We start from the raw sequence: 16,104 nt of genomic DNA, 5'->3' as shown, positions 1-16,104 counted from the left end.
TTTGTTGCACAAAGGTATCGGCATCAAGAGCTTATCATCAACAGTGCTTCGGTGAACGTGGTTAACCGCTCGGTAAACAGGAATGTAGGCTCTCAATTACAGCCCGTAAACAGAAAATGATATACCATGTGGTATATCATTTCAATTGTTTTTCGCTTGCCGATTGCATACTATCGGACCATCTTTTCTGCCCCGCTACCGAATGCTGCTCTAATGATGCCGTAAAGAGTCAAAACTCATCTCCTGCCCCCATAGAAAGCCGTAATGGGCATATTTATGATTTTTCTGGCGGGATTGATATTGCTATTTTATCATTTTGCATTCACCACTTCTATTTTACCTACAGGAAAACCTAAAATTCTTTCAATAACAAATCGAGTAGCTTGCATATCATCTTTCTCATTTAGAATTACTTTATTTGGGGCAACAATAATTTCGGCTGGAACCTTAAACCCCCTACCTAACCACTCAATTTTATTCTTTGGGAAACATTGATTTATAAATTGTTTTATAGTACTTCTATTCTCAATTGCAGACGTACCAGATGATGGAATATAATATGATTCCATACCCCAGCTCCTATGCTTTTCTAAAATAGTTGTATCCACCTTATCGTCAGCTAATAACAATACTATTTTCTTATGTAGCTTCTTGCTGTTAATACTGTCTTGTGCTTCTTTATAAAACTGATCTATTGTTTCATTTGCGCCACCACACCATGTAGTGTAGAATACAATTACATTAGTGTCATTATTAGAAATGAGGGAATCTAGTTTTTTCGCTGTGATTGCGTACTTGTTATCTGGAACCTGTGATTGCGAAAAGCTACAGGAACTCATCGATAAACTCAAAACACAAATTATAATAGCGGTTAGTATCTGATGTATAGATTTCATCGGTTTAAATTAGCATTACAAAGAAACATATTTAAAGAGAAACTGCCTGATAAACAAGGCAGTTTCTCTTTTGCTCAATGGGAAACAACCTAAACGAACGTTTAACCTAATCAATTAGCTATTGCCGTATAAAACTCTGGATATGGGAAAGAAAGTTCTGATGAAACGGTGTGATTGCATCGGCCATTTGTTTCTTTACCACATTTACAACCTATATCAAAAGTTCCGGTAAAATCACAATTGCTACATGGGTTGCCGGAACAGGTATGTTTATACATAAGGTCGTTGCCAACACTTTCATTATCAATAATCAAAGAGCCTCCTTCATTAAGTAGTTTTTTTGCTAATAATGCTCTCGTTCCATCTTTGGACACAACAATAATCTGCAATACATACACTTTGTTATCTGTGGCTATATTGATAGATTCTACAGCAGCATATCCAGAAGTAACCAGAAAATTTTTAATCCTGCTTTCATCTGTTCTAAGTACCGGCAGGCCATTTTCAATAGCACCAATCTTTTTTTGTGCAAGTGCACAAGAAGATCCTACAAGTAAACAAAACATTAAAGCACAAAATAATTTTATAATTTTCATATAGATTTTTTTTCGCCCCTTCCACTTTATACAGGCTTTCAGAGGACTTATTACTCCCGGTAAGAGTTGCAACCTGATTACAGATACAAACCTACAAACAGTTTCATTGCTACACTTTTCTGTGCTCCTAACTTTTGTACTGTTTATTTCTCCTATCAGTTACTTTTTATAACATACACCTATTAACCACAATACTTTTGTTTAGTTTAAAAGCAAAAAGAGGCGGTAAGCATAATGCTTACCGCCTCTTTTATTAAAACCGGGTGCTACTTACTCAGGAGCATGTGCACCGTGGCATTGTTTGTATTTTTTACCGCTACCACAAGGGCACAGATCATTGCGACCGATCTTAGGCTCAACCGAAACCGGTTGGTGCTTAGGTTCAACATGATCTTCGGTATAATAATCATTTTCATCAGCAGCATAGTCTTCACCACGGCGATCGATTTCCTTGCTGTTATCAAACAGCTCTTCAAAATCGGCATATTCCTGCGGGATCTGCTGTACATGCTGTTGTGGTTCTTCCTGAACCGGTACACCGGCGCGGAATAAGAAAGACATGATACTTTTATTTGTCTCCATCAGCATTTTCTTGAACAGTTCGAATGCTTCGAATTTATAGATCAGTAAAGGATCTTTCTGCTCATAAGAGGCCATCTGTACAGATGTTCTGAGATCGTCCATTGCTCTCAGGTGATCTTTCCATGCTTCGTCGATCAGGGCAAGGGTAATAGATTTCTCCAGGCTTTCCACTACCGGTTTGATCTCTTTTTCAATTGCCTCATCCAGACTTACCTGTACCTGCATACCTTTCACACCATCAGAGAACGGGATCATCACATACTGGATCTGACCCTGGCTTTGCTCTTTAATGTTGATGAACTGTGGCAGCATGATCTCACGCATAGTGTTGGATTTGTGCTGATAGAAAGCTTTTGCCTCATCGTATAACAGTTCAGCTGCATTATTACTACCTGCCTGCTCTGCAGTCAGTTGCGGTTCGAAGGCAAGGTGTTTGATTACTTCCAGCGTCCAGGCTTCGTATTTCATACCTTCCTGGAACTGAGCGATCAGGTCGCTGGCTACATCATACATTGCATTGTCGATATCAATCGCTACGCGGTCGCCGAACAGGGCATTATGACGGCGTTTATAGATCTGGTTACGCTGTGCATTCATTACATCATCGTATTCCAGCAAGCGCTTACGTATACCAAAGTTATTTTCTTCTACTTTCTTCTGTGCACGTTCGATAGATTTGGAGATCATGCTGTGTTGCAGTACCTCACCCTCTTTATGGCCCATTCTGTCCATCAGGGCAGCAATACGTTCAGAACCAAATAAACGCATCAGTTCATCTTCCAGTGACACAAAGAATTGTGAACTACCCGGATCTCCCTGACGACCTGCACGACCACGTAACTGGCGGTCTACACGACGGCTCTCATGGCGTTCTGTACCGATAATGGCCAGACCACCGGCCTCTTTAACTCCTTCGCCCAATTTAATATCCGTACCACGACCCGCCATGTTGGTAGCGATGGTCACAGCACCTGGCAAACCAGCCTCACTTACTACTTGAGCTTCGCGAGCATGTTGCTTGGCATTCAATACATTATGTGGAATTTTGCGTTGCTGCATCATACGGCTCAGCAACTCAGAAACCTCTACAGAAGTAGTACCTACCAGGATTGGGCGGCCGATAGCCCGCAGTGCTTCTACTTCGTCGATTACAGCTTTATACTTTTCACGTTTCGTTTTGTACACCAGATCCTGCTGGTCTTTACGCTGGATAGAACGGTTGGTAGGAATGTTTACCACATCCAGTTTGTAGATCTCCCAGAACTCGCCTGCTTCTGTTTCGGCAGTACCGGTCATACCACCTAATTTGTGGTACATACGGAAGTAGTTCTGTAAGGTTACCGTCGCAAAGGTTTGCGTAGCGGCTTCGATATGTACATTCTCTTTTGCTTCGATCGCCTGGTGTAAACCATCAGAGTAACGGCGACCTTCCATAATACGGCCGGTCTGCTCATCTACGATCTTCACTTTATCATCGATCACGACATACTCTACATCTTTTTCAAATAAAGTATACGCTTTCAGTAATTGTTGTACAGAGTGGATACGGTCTGCTTTTGCAGCGTAGTCCTGTAACAGCAGGTCTTTCTGTTGTGCTTTAACCTCTTCGCTCTCGTTGTTGTTTTCAATTGCAGCCAGACCAGTACTGATATCCGGTAAGATAAAGAAGCTAGTATCTTCTGCATCACCGGTAATCATTGCCAGACCTTTTTCGGTAAGGTCTACGCTATTTTGTTTTTCATCTATATAGAAATACAGCTCTTCATATACCTTAGGCATATTGCGCTGTTGTTCAGCGATATAATGGTTTTCCGCCTTCTGCATGATCTGGCGGTTACCTTCTTCACTCAGGAATTTGATAATGGCACCATTCTTAGGCATACCTTTATAGGCACGGTATAATTGCAGACCACCGGTATCTTTATCTACTTTACCTTCTTTAATCAGTTTTTTCGCTTCGTTCAGCGCCTGGTTTACCACGCGTCTCTGCACTTCAACAATTTTCTCAATTCTTGGTTTCAGGAACTGGAATTGCTGATCATCACCTTTAGGTACCGGACCAGAAATGATCAATGGAGTACGTGCATCATCGATCAGTACGCTATCCACCTCATCCACAACGGCAAAGTGGTGTTTACGCTGCACCATCTCTTCCGGACGGTGTACCATGTTATCACGCAGGTAGTCAAAACCAAATTCGTTATTGGTACCATAAGTGATATCTGCGTTATAAGCATTACGACGTGCAGCAGAGTTTGGTTGATGCTTGTCGATACAATCTACTCTTAATCCTAACCATTCAAACACAGGGCCGTTCCACTCAGAGTCACGACGGGCCAGGTAATCATTTACCGTAACCAGGTGCACACCAAGGCCGGCAAGTGCATTCAGGTAAGTAGGCAGTGTGGATACCAGGGTTTTACCCTCACCGGTAGCCATCTCAGAGATCTTACCCTGATGCAGTACCGTACCACCAATCAGCTGCACATCATAGTGTACCATGTTCCAGGTTACATCTACACCGGCAGCCTGCCAGCTTGTATTATATATTGATTGGTCGCCTTCCAGACGTAAATTTGTACGTCCCTGAGCAACCATTTCTTTATCCAGTTCAGTTGCAGTAGATACCAGCGGCTGACCTTCAGCAAAGCGACGTGCAGTCTCTTTCATTACAGCAAACGCTTCCGGCAGAATCTGCTCCAGAACTTCCTCTAACTTCTCGTTTCTTGTTTTACCCAGCTTATCAACTTCGTTCAGTACCGCTTCGCGTGTATGCAGGTCTTCAATCGCTTCAGCATCTGTTTTGCGGGCAGCAATCTGTGCATCTATATCCGTTAAATATTCACTGATTCTTGCACGGAATTCCTGTGTTTTATGTCTAAGCTCATCGTTAGATAATGAACGGTAACTTTCGAAGTGCTCATTAATTTGTTTAACGATTGGCTGAAGTTTCTTAATATCTTTCTCAGACTTACTGCCACCAAGTAGCTTTGATAAAAATCCTAACATCTTTGCTGTGTTTGTTATGGTTGCCGCATTTATGTTGCGAAACACCCCTGCGGTTAAAATAAGGTGTTGCGAAGTTAAAGTATAATTTTACAATCTCAAATTCTGTGCTACAATAAGGCAGGTGCCAAAAAGTCGCAAATAAAAATATTTTTTCGCCAAGTTAAATAAATAACTCGTAAAAATATGTCACAGCATGGAGCATACGACTGCCATACCAGCTGAACAGCTCTCCGTCTACCAGCATGATGGTTGTTTCCGGCAGGTGTTCCTGAAATATTTTAATATGTTTTTCGGCAAATGGAAAAGGCTCTGAACTCAGTAATAACAATTCCGGCTGCAGCTGCTGTAATGTCTCCATGTCCAGCTCTGGATAACGCGGTGCATCTTTAAGTACATTTTCAAAACCAATGCGGGATAATACCTCATGAATAAAAGTATCGTTCCCGGCGGCCATAACAGGATTATACCAGATCAGGTAAGCCACTTTCCTGCCCAGGCAATTAGCTAAAGGCAAAGACGCAAAGTCGGACTGCAACTGCTGTATGATCGCCTCCGCTTTTGGACTGGTTCCGGTTAAAAGGCCGATCTGGCGTATCATCTCCAGATTATCTTCCGGGCTGCGGATATCGCTTACCCATACCGGGGCAATGGCGCGCAGAGCTTCTACCTGATCCTGCACATTCTCTTCCTTGTTGGCAATAATGAGATCGGGTTGCAGTGCCTGCACCCTGTCGAAATGTACCGTCTTGGTACCGCCAACCCTCGCTTTGGCACGAAACCAGGCTTCGGGGTGGATACAGAATTTGGTGATTCCTACCACTTCCTCCTCCAGGCCAAGATCATATAACAGTTCTGTCTGTGAAGGAACCAGAGATACAATACGCCTGGGAATACCTTCCAGTCGCAGCTCTTGCCCCATCATATCTTGTACGGGATAACTCATTCCATTCTGCGGTAATAGTACAGGATGGCAAAAGAGAACAGGATATTTACCGGCACCGGCAATACCTTGCCTTCATATGGGATATATAACATTAAGATATCCAGCAGACGCTTATATTCCATACCGGTGGCAAAGTAAAAGACCGATACAGTCAATGCCGTCAGCAGCAGGAAGCCCAGTGCACCCCACTTCTGGAATAAGGTAGCGCCGATCCAGAATATGGTCATCAGGATCATGATGGCAGGCCTTATCTTATATATGAAATCGGTATCACCATTCGTCAGGAACAGCTGCACCTCATTCACTGCCATGAAGAGCAAAAAACAAGCCACCAAAGGAAAAATTACTGGTGGCCTGCTGAAAAATCTATTTATGAATTGTTTCATAATCTTGTGTCAGGTATACGGTTATTTAGGATAGATCATTCTGTAGCCCATGTTTACCTTACCTTTAGATATATCATCTAACTTCTTCTTGATCAATCTCTTTTTGATGGGCGCAAGATAATCGATAAATAATTTACCATCGATATGATCATACTCATGCATGATTACACGGGCAGTAATACCATCGAATGTTTTTTCCTGCGGTTCAAAATTTTCATCCAGGTAAGCCAGGGTAATAGATGAGGGACGCATTACATCTTCACGCACTTTAGGAATGCTCAGGCAGCCTTCATTATAAGCCCATTCATCACCCTCCATTCGTACTACATGTGCATTGATAAATACACTTTTGATCGACTTTTCATTAGGATATTCTTTTTTATCCTCATCATCAAATCCTTCTACGATCTGGTCAGTATCTACTACGAATAAACGTATAGCTTTATTGATTTGCGGAGCGGCAATGCCTACTCCATTGCTATGATACATAGTTTCCCACATATCTGCAATCAGTTTTTTCAGTTCAGGGTAATCCGCATTTATATCTGCACTAATTTTTCTCAGTACCGGATGTCCGTATGCTACTATTGGTAAAATCATCTAAAAATTGCTCTAATAATAAGTGGGCAAAGATAATAAAAAAAGTGATTTGTATGGCATGGTTATGTCATACAAATCACCTGAGGCATATCCTGAAAATATGCCTGTATAATTAGCTTTTAGGACGGTAAGGAATATCGATACCCAGGGTAACCATCGCCAGGTTTACATTATAACCGGCATAAGGTTTTGTAGATACATTATTTACAGTCTTTACATAATCCGGATTCAGGAAGTTGGTCGGATAGTATTGCAGTTTCACATTCAGGCCCGGCTTAAAGTGCGCACCAACAAATACGTAAGGCATTACAGCAGGTGTCTGCTGGCCAAACCATTCATTGAATTTTTCCTTTTTACCTCTTTTCACAAAACCTTTCTCTCTGAAATTGAACGGGAAGTCTACACCACCACCAATCATACCATAGGTACCAAACATATTACCTACTTTCAGACCCAGTGGTAAACCGATCGTGTACACGCGGCGTTTTACGGTAGAGTCAGAATTATCGAATTTCTCAATGAAACCTATATTCTTGATACCCAGACCACTGAACAGACCTACATGGCTGTTGAAGTTATAATGTGCAGTTGTACCAATGTGCAGGAACGCGGTAAAACGCGGTGTACCGATATTGCTGTTAGCCACTTTTGTACCATTATACATAGCTGTAGACAGGATATAGCCATCCATCTGGGTAGAAAAGTAAACAGAACCTACTTTTGTTTTAGGGGCAGATTTAGTCATATGCCCGCCAGGATTTTCCTGAGCCTGGGCTCCATATATGCAAAGCATTGCTAATGAAGAGGTAATAAGTTTTTTCATATAGTTTGTCATTTTTCACAAATATAGGTCTGCCTGGCAAAATACTGAAATTATTTCAGCATATTATTTCTGGCATATTAATTGAACCTTATATAGTGTCAGGTAGTATTGCACCTTTTTTGTCTGCAACATTGCCAACTTGTCACATATCGTAACGATACACGAAAATCAAATTTGATGAACCTTAAGGATTTAATAAATAACAACACAAACGATCTGGAGTTTCTGCCGATCGTGCCGTTGGGTGAGACCGAAATACAGGAAGAAGATAAAAAGAAATTACCTAAAGAACTGCCCATAATAGCTTTACGCAATACCGTATTGTTTCCGAATGTAGTATTACCGATCACGGTAGCCCGCGACAAATCGCTGCAGGCTATAGAAGCCGTACAGAAAGGTGATGGCCTGATTGGTGTACTGGCACAGAAAGATGCCAATAATGAACACCCGGATACCGATGAGATATATTCGGTAGGCACGGTAGCCAAGATCATCAAGCACATCAAACTGCCGGATGGTAACACTACCCTGTTCATCATGGGCCGTATGCGCTTCGAAGTAAAAAAATATACCCAAAGCAGTCCTTACCTGAAAGCTGAGGTGAAATATCTCGACGATAAATTCCCCAAAGCCGATAAGGAGTATGATGCCATGATCTCTTCAATGAAGGATATTGCAGAACGTATTATTCAACTCTCCCCGAACATCCAGCTGGAAACGGGTATGATGCTGAAGAATATTGAAAGCCATTCTTTCCTGATTCACTTTATTGCCACTAACCTGGATGCTAAACTGTCGGAGAAACAGCAATTGCTGGAAATGAGCGACATCCGTGAGCGCACCAGCCAGTTGCTGACTTTGTTACAGGCAGATCTGCAAATGGCAGAACTGAAAAATGAGATCACCAATAAGGCCCGTGGTGAAATGGACAAGCAGCAGAGAGAATATTTCCTGCAGCAGCAGCTGAAGTCGATCAAAGATGAGCTGAATGAGGGTAATGAAAAGGAAATTAGCGACTTACGCAAAAAAGGAGAAGCTAAAAAGTGGAATACCAAAACAGAAGAGGTGTTCTATAAAGATATTGAGAAGCTGGAGCGTATGCATCCGAGCACGCCAGACTATTCTATAGTGTATAATCACGCAGAACTGATGCTGGACCTGCCCTGGAACGAATATACTACAGATAAGTATGACCTTAAAAAGGTGATGAAAGTAATGGATGCCGATCATTTCGGTATGGAAAAGATCAAAGAGCGCATACTGGAATACCTGGCGGTACTGAAGCTGAAAGGTGATATGAAATCACCTATCCTGTGTTTTGTAGGACCTCCGGGTATCGGTAAAACATCGCTGGCACACTCTATTGCCAAAGCCATCAACCGCACATTTGTGCGCCTGAGCCTGGGCGGGGTAAGCGATGAGAGCGAACTGCGCGGCCACCGCAAAACCTATATCGGTGCAATGCCGGGCCGTATTATTCAGTCTTTGAAAAAAGCCAAATCATCTAACCCGGTATTTATCCTGGATGAGATAGATAAGCTGGGCAAAGATTTTAAAGGAGACCCGAGCTCTGCTATGCTGGAGATCCTGGATCCGGAACAGAACCACTCTTTCTATGACAACTATCTGGAGACAGAATATGATCTGTCAAAGGTGCTGTTCATCGCTACAGCCAATAATCTGAGTGCGATACCGCATGCCCTGAGAGATCGCCTGGAGATCATTAACCTGAGTGGTTATGCTATTGAGGAGAAGATCGAGATTGCCAAAAAGCACCTGATCCCGAAACAAAAAGAGGCTCATGGCCTGGCAGATTATAAACTGAACTTCAGCAATACCGTACTGCAGCAACTGATCGAGAGTTATACCCGCGAGTCGGGTGTTCGTGAACTGGATCGTAAAGTAGCCGGGGTAATGAGACACCTGGCTATGGATGTAGCCATGGAAAAAGCCATCTCTCCTACTGTAAAAGCAGAAGTGGTGCGCACAGCCCTGGGCAGACCGGTGTATATGAATGATGAATATGCCAGTGTAAATATACCGGGCATTGTGATGGGCCTGGCCTGGACCTACGTGGGCGGCGATATCCTTTTTATCGAAACCATATTGAGCAAAGGCAAAGGTATACTTACCCTGACGGGTAACCTGGGTAATGTAATGAAAGAAAGTGCCACAACTGCCCTGTCTTATCTGAAAGCGCATTGCGATACTTATAATATTCCTATCGGCCGTTTCGACGAAACCAATATACACATCCACGTTCCGGAAGGGGCACAGCCCAAAGACGGACCTAGTGCAGGTATTACCATGCTGACTTCACTGGCATCGGCATTTACCGGTCGCAAAGTGCGTAATCGCCTGGCCATGACCGGTGAGATTACCCTCAGAGGACAGGTATTACCGGTAGGAGGCATTAAGGAAAAAATACTGGCAGCCAAACGCTCCGGTGCCAAAGAGATTATTCTCTGTGCACAGAACAGAAGCGATGTAGAGGAAATCACACCAGCCTTTATCAAAGGACTGAAATTCCACTATGTCACCCAGATGAAAGAAGTACTGGACCTGGCACTGGTTAAGAAATAAATCAAATAGTTCAAATAAATTACTAAAGCATACAGCCCTCATACTGTATGCTTTTTTTGTGTCTGTTATCCACAATTGGTTTAAAATAATACAGATATGTTAAGCTATTTTTAATTATTTTCGTAAGCCTAATTTTAATTTTATAGCAGCATATGAACAATCTTTACAAATCACTATGCGCTGCACTGGTTTTATCGGCCCTCACGCCATCGATTGAAAGCCGGGCACAGGATACTACCTGGGTGCAGACATACACTTACGATTCGCTGTGGACCAGGAGAGCCAAGTTCTTCTTCCCTACTGCTAATGAGCAGTATCGTAAGGTCCTGATGTACTTCACCATCAAGTGTTACCCAACCGTATCGGGCGATGGTAACTATGCCTGTGGAGAATGGGATTACATCTACTTCAATAACATTTATGATCATCGTGGAGTACTGGACTCTACTGCTAAAGCAGGTCGCTACTTTAAGCTGTACAATGGCTCCAGCCCGGATAGCCTGCGCTATGCCATCAATCCGCAGTTTGACCTGTACAAATCGTGGATCTATAATACCGTACCAACCAATACGGCTACCAGCAACTATACCGTGGGCGCAGCAACCGTTGCACAGCCACACCCATTCAACCTGGCGGCAGGTAAGGAAAGAGCACAGTTTGTATGGAAAGCATCTGAGCTGCAGACAGCAGGTCTGACTGCCGGCAATATCACCGGTATCAAGCTTAACTTCCAGGGCAGTAATGCTACCCTCAACAACCTGCAGATCCGCATCAAACAAGTGCCTTACGACAATTTTGATGTAGCGGCAATGGAGGTAGATACACTGACCAGGGTGTACAATTATAACCGTGTAATTACTACTGCCGGTCTGAATAACTTCCAGTTCAATACACCATTCAACTGGAATGGCACCTCCAATCTGCTGATTGATTTCTCCTTCGACAACAACAGCACGGCGACTGCAAATCAGTTACTTGGCGAAAATACCAGCTATACCTCCGGTCTGTACAGCACTACCGGCAACTATGCATTGAGCACATCTCAGGCACAGGGCGGTAATGTACGTTTCCCTGCCAGTGTAAACATGTTCAGCGGTAATGCCCCGCGTACTTATGAGATCTGGATGAATGTAGATTCCTTCATTTCCCCTGAAGGAACATTGTTCAGCGCAGGCCGCAGAGGCAGCAACAGTGCGGATTTCACCATGCGTACGACCAGCCCGAACAATAGTTACCGACTGAATCTCTGGAGCAGTGCCAACAGCCAGGAGCCAATCTTCTCCGGTCCGAATACAAAGAACTCCTGGAAACAGATGACGGTGACCTACGCAACAGATACCTTCCGTTTTTATATGAACGGTAAGCTGGTGTACACCAAACGAAGAACAGGTGTGAACACACAACCTAATGGCGGTGAGTTCTTCATTGGTGAGTCGCGCGAAGGTGGATACAACTACCTGGGCAAATTATCGCATCTGCGTATCTGGGATAAAAAGCTTTCTGAAACTGACATTAAGGAATGGGTTGGTAAAGATATTACGGCCGCGCACCCTGATTTTGCACACCTGAAAGCCGATTACCGCATCAATACCGGTATTGGTTCTGTGGTAACCGATGCATCGGCCAATGCACAGGCATCCGGTAACATCAACAACAATCTCTGGTGGCAAAAAATCAAACCAAGAGACTACTACTACAATGTACAAAAACTGAGCTGGAGACCCCAGATCCAGTTCGAACGCAATACCTATACCAGCACAACAGATTCTGTACTGGTAACGGATACGGTATATAAAGCACCAGCAACTGTATATATATATGGTAATCCCGGTGCGAACCAGATCATCAGTGATAACTCACCTGTAAATCCGGGAATCAGTACCGATACACTGAATGTATGGACACAGAAATATAGATACACCTATACCAATGGTGTAAAAACAGATTCTACCCTGAATGTGCTGGATAGCGTAATCTATAATCACGACATCAACTGGTACAGCAATACTGTACAGTATGAGATCGGTCGTAGCATCTCTCCTTACGGCATCAACCTGGACCTGGGTACCGGCCGTACCCGCATCTATGATGTAACAGATTACTACCCGCTCCTGCAGGATACGGTAGACCTGGAGGTGGGCAGCACGCAGGAGTTACAGAATGTACGCTTTGCCTTCATCAAAGGGCAGCCTGCTGCGGAAGTAAACCACATTGCACAGCCATGGCCGCAGAATGGTTACAGATCTTACAAATACGGAGCTATCGTATCGGACACGGTATTATCTCCTAAGAACATTACCCTGAAAGCCGGAACCGACCAGGTGAAATTCAGAAGCTATGTGAGCGGACACGGTGGTGCGGAAAATGCAGGACCGGCTTACCCTAACGGCTGTTGTGAATTCATGTATAATAATCACTATTATAAATCGAATGGTCAGACAATCAAAACCTTCCGTATCGAGCGTACCGATTGTTCGGTGAACCCGATCTTCCCTCAGGGGGGTACATGGGTTTACCGTCGCGAAGGATGGTGCCCTGGAGACATTATCGAATCGCATGACATGAATGTATCACAGTATATCAGTGGCGGACAGATCAACCTGGACTACCAGATTGCTGCGGCACCTGCTGGTAATGAAGCTACCTATAATGGTAACTACAATGTAGGCCTGCAACTGATCGAGTATAAAACACCAGGTCGTAACAACGATGCAGAGATCTATACGGTACGTAAACCGAGCGATGATTTTGTACTGTCCCGCATGAACCCGATCTGCGTTAACCCGCAGGTAGTGATCCGCAATGCCGGTAAGAATAATCTGACCAGCGCGGTGATCAAATACAAAGTATCGGGCGGACAGGAAGCCAGCTATAACTGGAGCGGCAACCTGAAATTCCTCGATACGGCTATCGTAGACCTTCCGGTAAATACTTCTTCATTCTGGGTGGGCGATAACACAAACCGCTTCCTGGCATGGATCTCCGGCGCAAATAATACTACTGATGAATATGCAGGCAATGATACCGGCATCTCTAAGTACAATCTGCCGGATGTACTGCCGACACAAAAAGTTGTCTTCAAACTGAAGACCAACAGTAGCCCGCAGGAGAATACCTTAACCATCCGCAATATGGCCGGTACTGTAGTCCTGTCCAAAACAGGCATGACGGCAAATACTACTTATAATGATACGCTGAACTTACCATTTGACTGTTATACCCTGACCCTGGACGATAATGGTGCCGGTGGCGTAGGTGATGGTTTGCAATGGTGGGCCAATACTGCCCAGGGCAGCGGAACCTTTGCGATCCTGAATGGCAATAACGGTCAGACACTGAAGACATTCCAGCCCGATTTCGGAGCACAGGTGTTCTACACCTTTACGGTAGGCTGGCCTTTAAAACTGAACGATAAAGACCTGAGCAAACACGTAAGCGTGTACCCGAATCCGAACAACGGTAACTTTACGGTAAGTGCCGCAGGCTTTAGCGGTACGGTAAACCTGGAACTGACCAACTCATTGGGCCAGGTAGTACTGAAAGATGCATTTGACTGTTATGGCGGTACAGCTGAGCACAACATCAATGCACAAGGCCTTGCTGCCGGTGTGTATATGCTGCGCATGAACAGTGATAACAGCCAGGCTGTCCAAAAGATTATTATTAAATAGTACCTCAAATAACCCTGGCCGAATACCGGCTATACAAAGCGATCCCGGCTGATATATCAGCCGGGATCGCTTTGTATAGCCGCGGTTGGTGAAGAATGTATAAACAGCAGATCAGAGGCGATTATGATGAAGTCAGAAGTAATGATGACGTAATCAGAATGGATTATGATAAAGTCAGAATGGATTATGATGAAGGCAGAACGAATTATGCTAAAGTCAGAACGAATTATGCTAAAGTCAGAACGAATTATGATGAAGGCAGAACGGATTATGATAAAGTCAGAATGGATTATGATGAAGGCAGAATGGATTATGATGAAGGCAGAGCAAAATATGGGCCGGACAGTACACTGTCTGCACATAACAGCAGGATATATGGATGCTGCAGAACCAATTATACAGCCGCCAGCTGCAGTAAGATTGGCCGTAACAGGGAAGCATGGTTTTATAAGCCTGTTGAAAGTGAACTTTGATGCCGGAATACAGCGAAAAGAGGCATTTTTCACCCCCCAAACGGCAATTTTCTGTATCTTAGCATACTTTCTCCACTCAAAATTCTATTATGTCCAACCAGTATTCATCACCTATTGAAAAAGCAATCAAACCCATTCAGCGATTCATTCAACAGGAAAAATCAGGCGGCATAGTATTAGGCATCAGTGTAGTGCTGGCCCTGATTCTGGCCAATTCTCCCTGGGCCGAACAATATTTTCATTTTTTCGAACAGCGTTTCGGCTTCCGCTTCAATGATCGTCCTGTGCTGGAGTATAACCTGCATCACTGGATCAATGATGGCCTGATGTCTGTTTTCTTTTTTGTGGTAGGCCTGGAATTAAAGCGTGAGATTGTAGCAGGAGAATTATCCAATCCCCGCAATGCATTGCTGCCCATCGCGGCAGCGCTCGGTGGTATGCTGGTACCGGCACTGATCTACTTTGTACTCAATCCCGGAGCCGATGTGAGCAGTGGCTGGGGTATACCTATGGCTACCGATATTGCATTTGCGCTAGGCGTTTTATACCTCCTGGGCGATCGCATACCCTTATCATTAAAAATATTCTTAACCGCCCTGGCTATTGTAGACGACCTGGGTGCCGTACTCGTCATTGCATTCTTTTACACTTCCGATATTTCCATTATGAAGCTGGTGATCGGTTTGGTCTTCTTGCTGATTATGATGGTTGGCAACAGAATAGGCATCAGAAACGTACTGTTCTATGCCATATTTGGCATACTGGGTGTATGGACCGCCTTCCTGTTGTCGGGTGTACATGCTACCATAGCAGCGGTACTGGCAGCCTTCACTATCCCTACCCGTGTCAAGGTAAAAGAAGCACTATATATAGACCGTGTACAGCAATACCTGCAACAATTCAGAGAAGCAGACCGGAACGATGAGCACCCGGTACTGACCGGAGAGCAGTTACACACACTGGATCATATCAGTAAAGAAACGGATGGTGCTATACCTCCTATGCAAAAACTGGAGCATGCACTGCATCCGTTCGTAACCTTTATTGTCATTCCTGTTTTTGCACTGGCCAATGCCGGCATAGCGCTGGATATGGATGTATCGACCCTCTTCAATACCAATGTGAGCCTTGGTGTAGGACTGGGGCTGCTGATCGGAAAGGTGGTTGGTGTAGTAGGTTTTACCCTGCTGTGCATTAAGCTCAAGATTGCCCCATATCCTGATGGCATGCATTTCCGTAACCTCCTCGGGCTGGGCTTCCTGGCCGCAATCGGCTTTACCATGTCGCTGTTTGTAACCTCACTGGCATTTACGGATGAGCTGTATATGACTCAGGCCAAGGTAGGCATCTTTGTTGCGTCCATCATCGGTGGTGTAATTGGGTACTTCCTGCTCCGCAAAACCTCCAAAAAGCAGGGCTAATTTTCTTACTTTATTGCTTCATGACCTTGCCTTATGGATATTGTTTTATAAAACAATATCCATAAGGCAAGGTCATTATTATGTAATTTATTTTCACTAAAGTGAATTAAATTATCATAAA

11 protein-coding genes are annotated in these 16,104 nt (G+C 43.9%); 4 read left to right on the top strand and 7 right to left on the bottom strand.

Features of this window, described 5'->3' with window-relative positions; genetic code table 11:
* Nucleotides 1-311 precede the first annotated feature (311 nt).
* From EMP01_RS12835 to EMP01_RS12805, 7 genes are all read right to left on the bottom strand, one after another.
* A complete protein-coding gene (locus EMP01_RS12835; protein ID WP_129021951.1) occupies nucleotides 312-896 on the bottom strand; it encodes a hypothetical protein in 585 nt (194 codons plus the stop codon).
* 110 nt (nucleotides 897-1,006) lie between these two features.
* Nucleotides 1,007-1,492, bottom strand: a complete 486-nt coding sequence (locus EMP01_RS12830) for a hypothetical protein (RefSeq protein WP_129021950.1) — start codon at nucleotides 1,490-1,492, stop codon at nucleotides 1,007-1,009.
* 270 nt (nucleotides 1,493-1,762) lie between these two features.
* On the bottom strand, nucleotides 1,763-5,083 hold the full coding sequence (secA, locus tag EMP01_RS12825; RefSeq protein ID WP_129021949.1) for a preprotein translocase subunit SecA: 3,321 nt from the start codon (nucleotides 5,081-5,083) through the stop codon (nucleotides 1,763-1,765).
* Between the two features lie 160 nt (nucleotides 5,084-5,243).
* Nucleotides 5,244-6,026: an ABC transporter substrate-binding protein gene (locus EMP01_RS12820; protein WP_129021948.1), complete on the bottom strand. Its 783-nt coding sequence runs from the start codon at nucleotides 6,024-6,026 to the stop codon at nucleotides 5,244-5,246.
* Nucleotides 6,023-6,337 carry a hypothetical protein gene (locus tag EMP01_RS12815; RefSeq protein WP_129021947.1) on the bottom strand — a complete coding sequence of 105 codons (315 nt, stop codon included), beginning with the start codon at nucleotides 6,335-6,337 and terminating at the stop codon, nucleotides 6,023-6,025. The genes EMP01_RS12820 and EMP01_RS12815 overlap by 4 nt, the downstream gene beginning before the upstream one ends.
* A 96-nt stretch (nucleotides 6,338-6,433) precedes the next feature.
* Entirely contained in the window at nucleotides 6,434-7,012 is a 579-nt protein-coding gene (gene def / locus EMP01_RS12810; RefSeq protein WP_129021946.1) for a peptide deformylase, read from the bottom strand.
* Nucleotides 7,013-7,124: 112 nt separating this feature from the next.
* Nucleotides 7,125-7,835: a porin family protein gene (locus EMP01_RS12805; protein ID WP_129021945.1), complete on the bottom strand. Its 711-nt coding sequence runs from the start codon at nucleotides 7,833-7,835 to the stop codon at nucleotides 7,125-7,127.
* Between the two features lie 177 nt (nucleotides 7,836-8,012).
* On the opposite strand from EMP01_RS12805, the gene lon reads away from it, so the two are divergent.
* The 4 genes from lon to nhaA all read left to right on the top strand — a co-directional run bounded on the left by lon (nucleotide 8,013) and on the right by nhaA (nucleotide 15,983).
* On the top strand, nucleotides 8,013-10,418 hold the full coding sequence (lon, locus tag EMP01_RS12800; protein WP_129021944.1) for an endopeptidase La: 2,406 nt from the start codon (nucleotides 8,013-8,015) through the stop codon (nucleotides 10,416-10,418).
* A 152-nt stretch (nucleotides 10,419-10,570) separates the two neighbouring features.
* A complete protein-coding gene (locus EMP01_RS12795) occupies nucleotides 10,571-14,089 on the top strand; it encodes a LamG-like jellyroll fold domain-containing protein (RefSeq protein ID WP_129021943.1) in 3,519 nt (1,172 codons plus the stop codon).
* Between the two features lie 95 nt (nucleotides 14,090-14,184).
* The gene (locus tag EMP01_RS12790; protein WP_129021942.1) at nucleotides 14,185-14,562 is read left to right on the top strand and encodes a hypothetical protein; all 378 of its coding nucleotides are present in this window, start codon (nucleotides 14,185-14,187) and stop codon (nucleotides 14,560-14,562) included.
* 89 nt (nucleotides 14,563-14,651) lie between these two features.
* Nucleotides 14,652-15,983 (top strand): Na+/H+ antiporter NhaA, encoded by a 1,332-nt coding sequence (nhaA, locus tag EMP01_RS12785; protein ID WP_129021941.1) that lies wholly within the window; start codon nucleotides 14,652-14,654, stop codon nucleotides 15,981-15,983.
* Nucleotides 15,984-16,104 lie beyond the last annotated feature (121 nt).

The sequence above is a fragment of the Edaphocola flava genome (genome assembly GCF_004118155.1).
In the GTDB taxonomy this organism is placed as follows: Bacteria; Bacteroidota; Bacteroidia; order Chitinophagales; family Chitinophagaceae; genus Edaphocola; species Edaphocola flava.
This window is presented reverse-complemented; position numbering and strand designations above follow the sequence as displayed.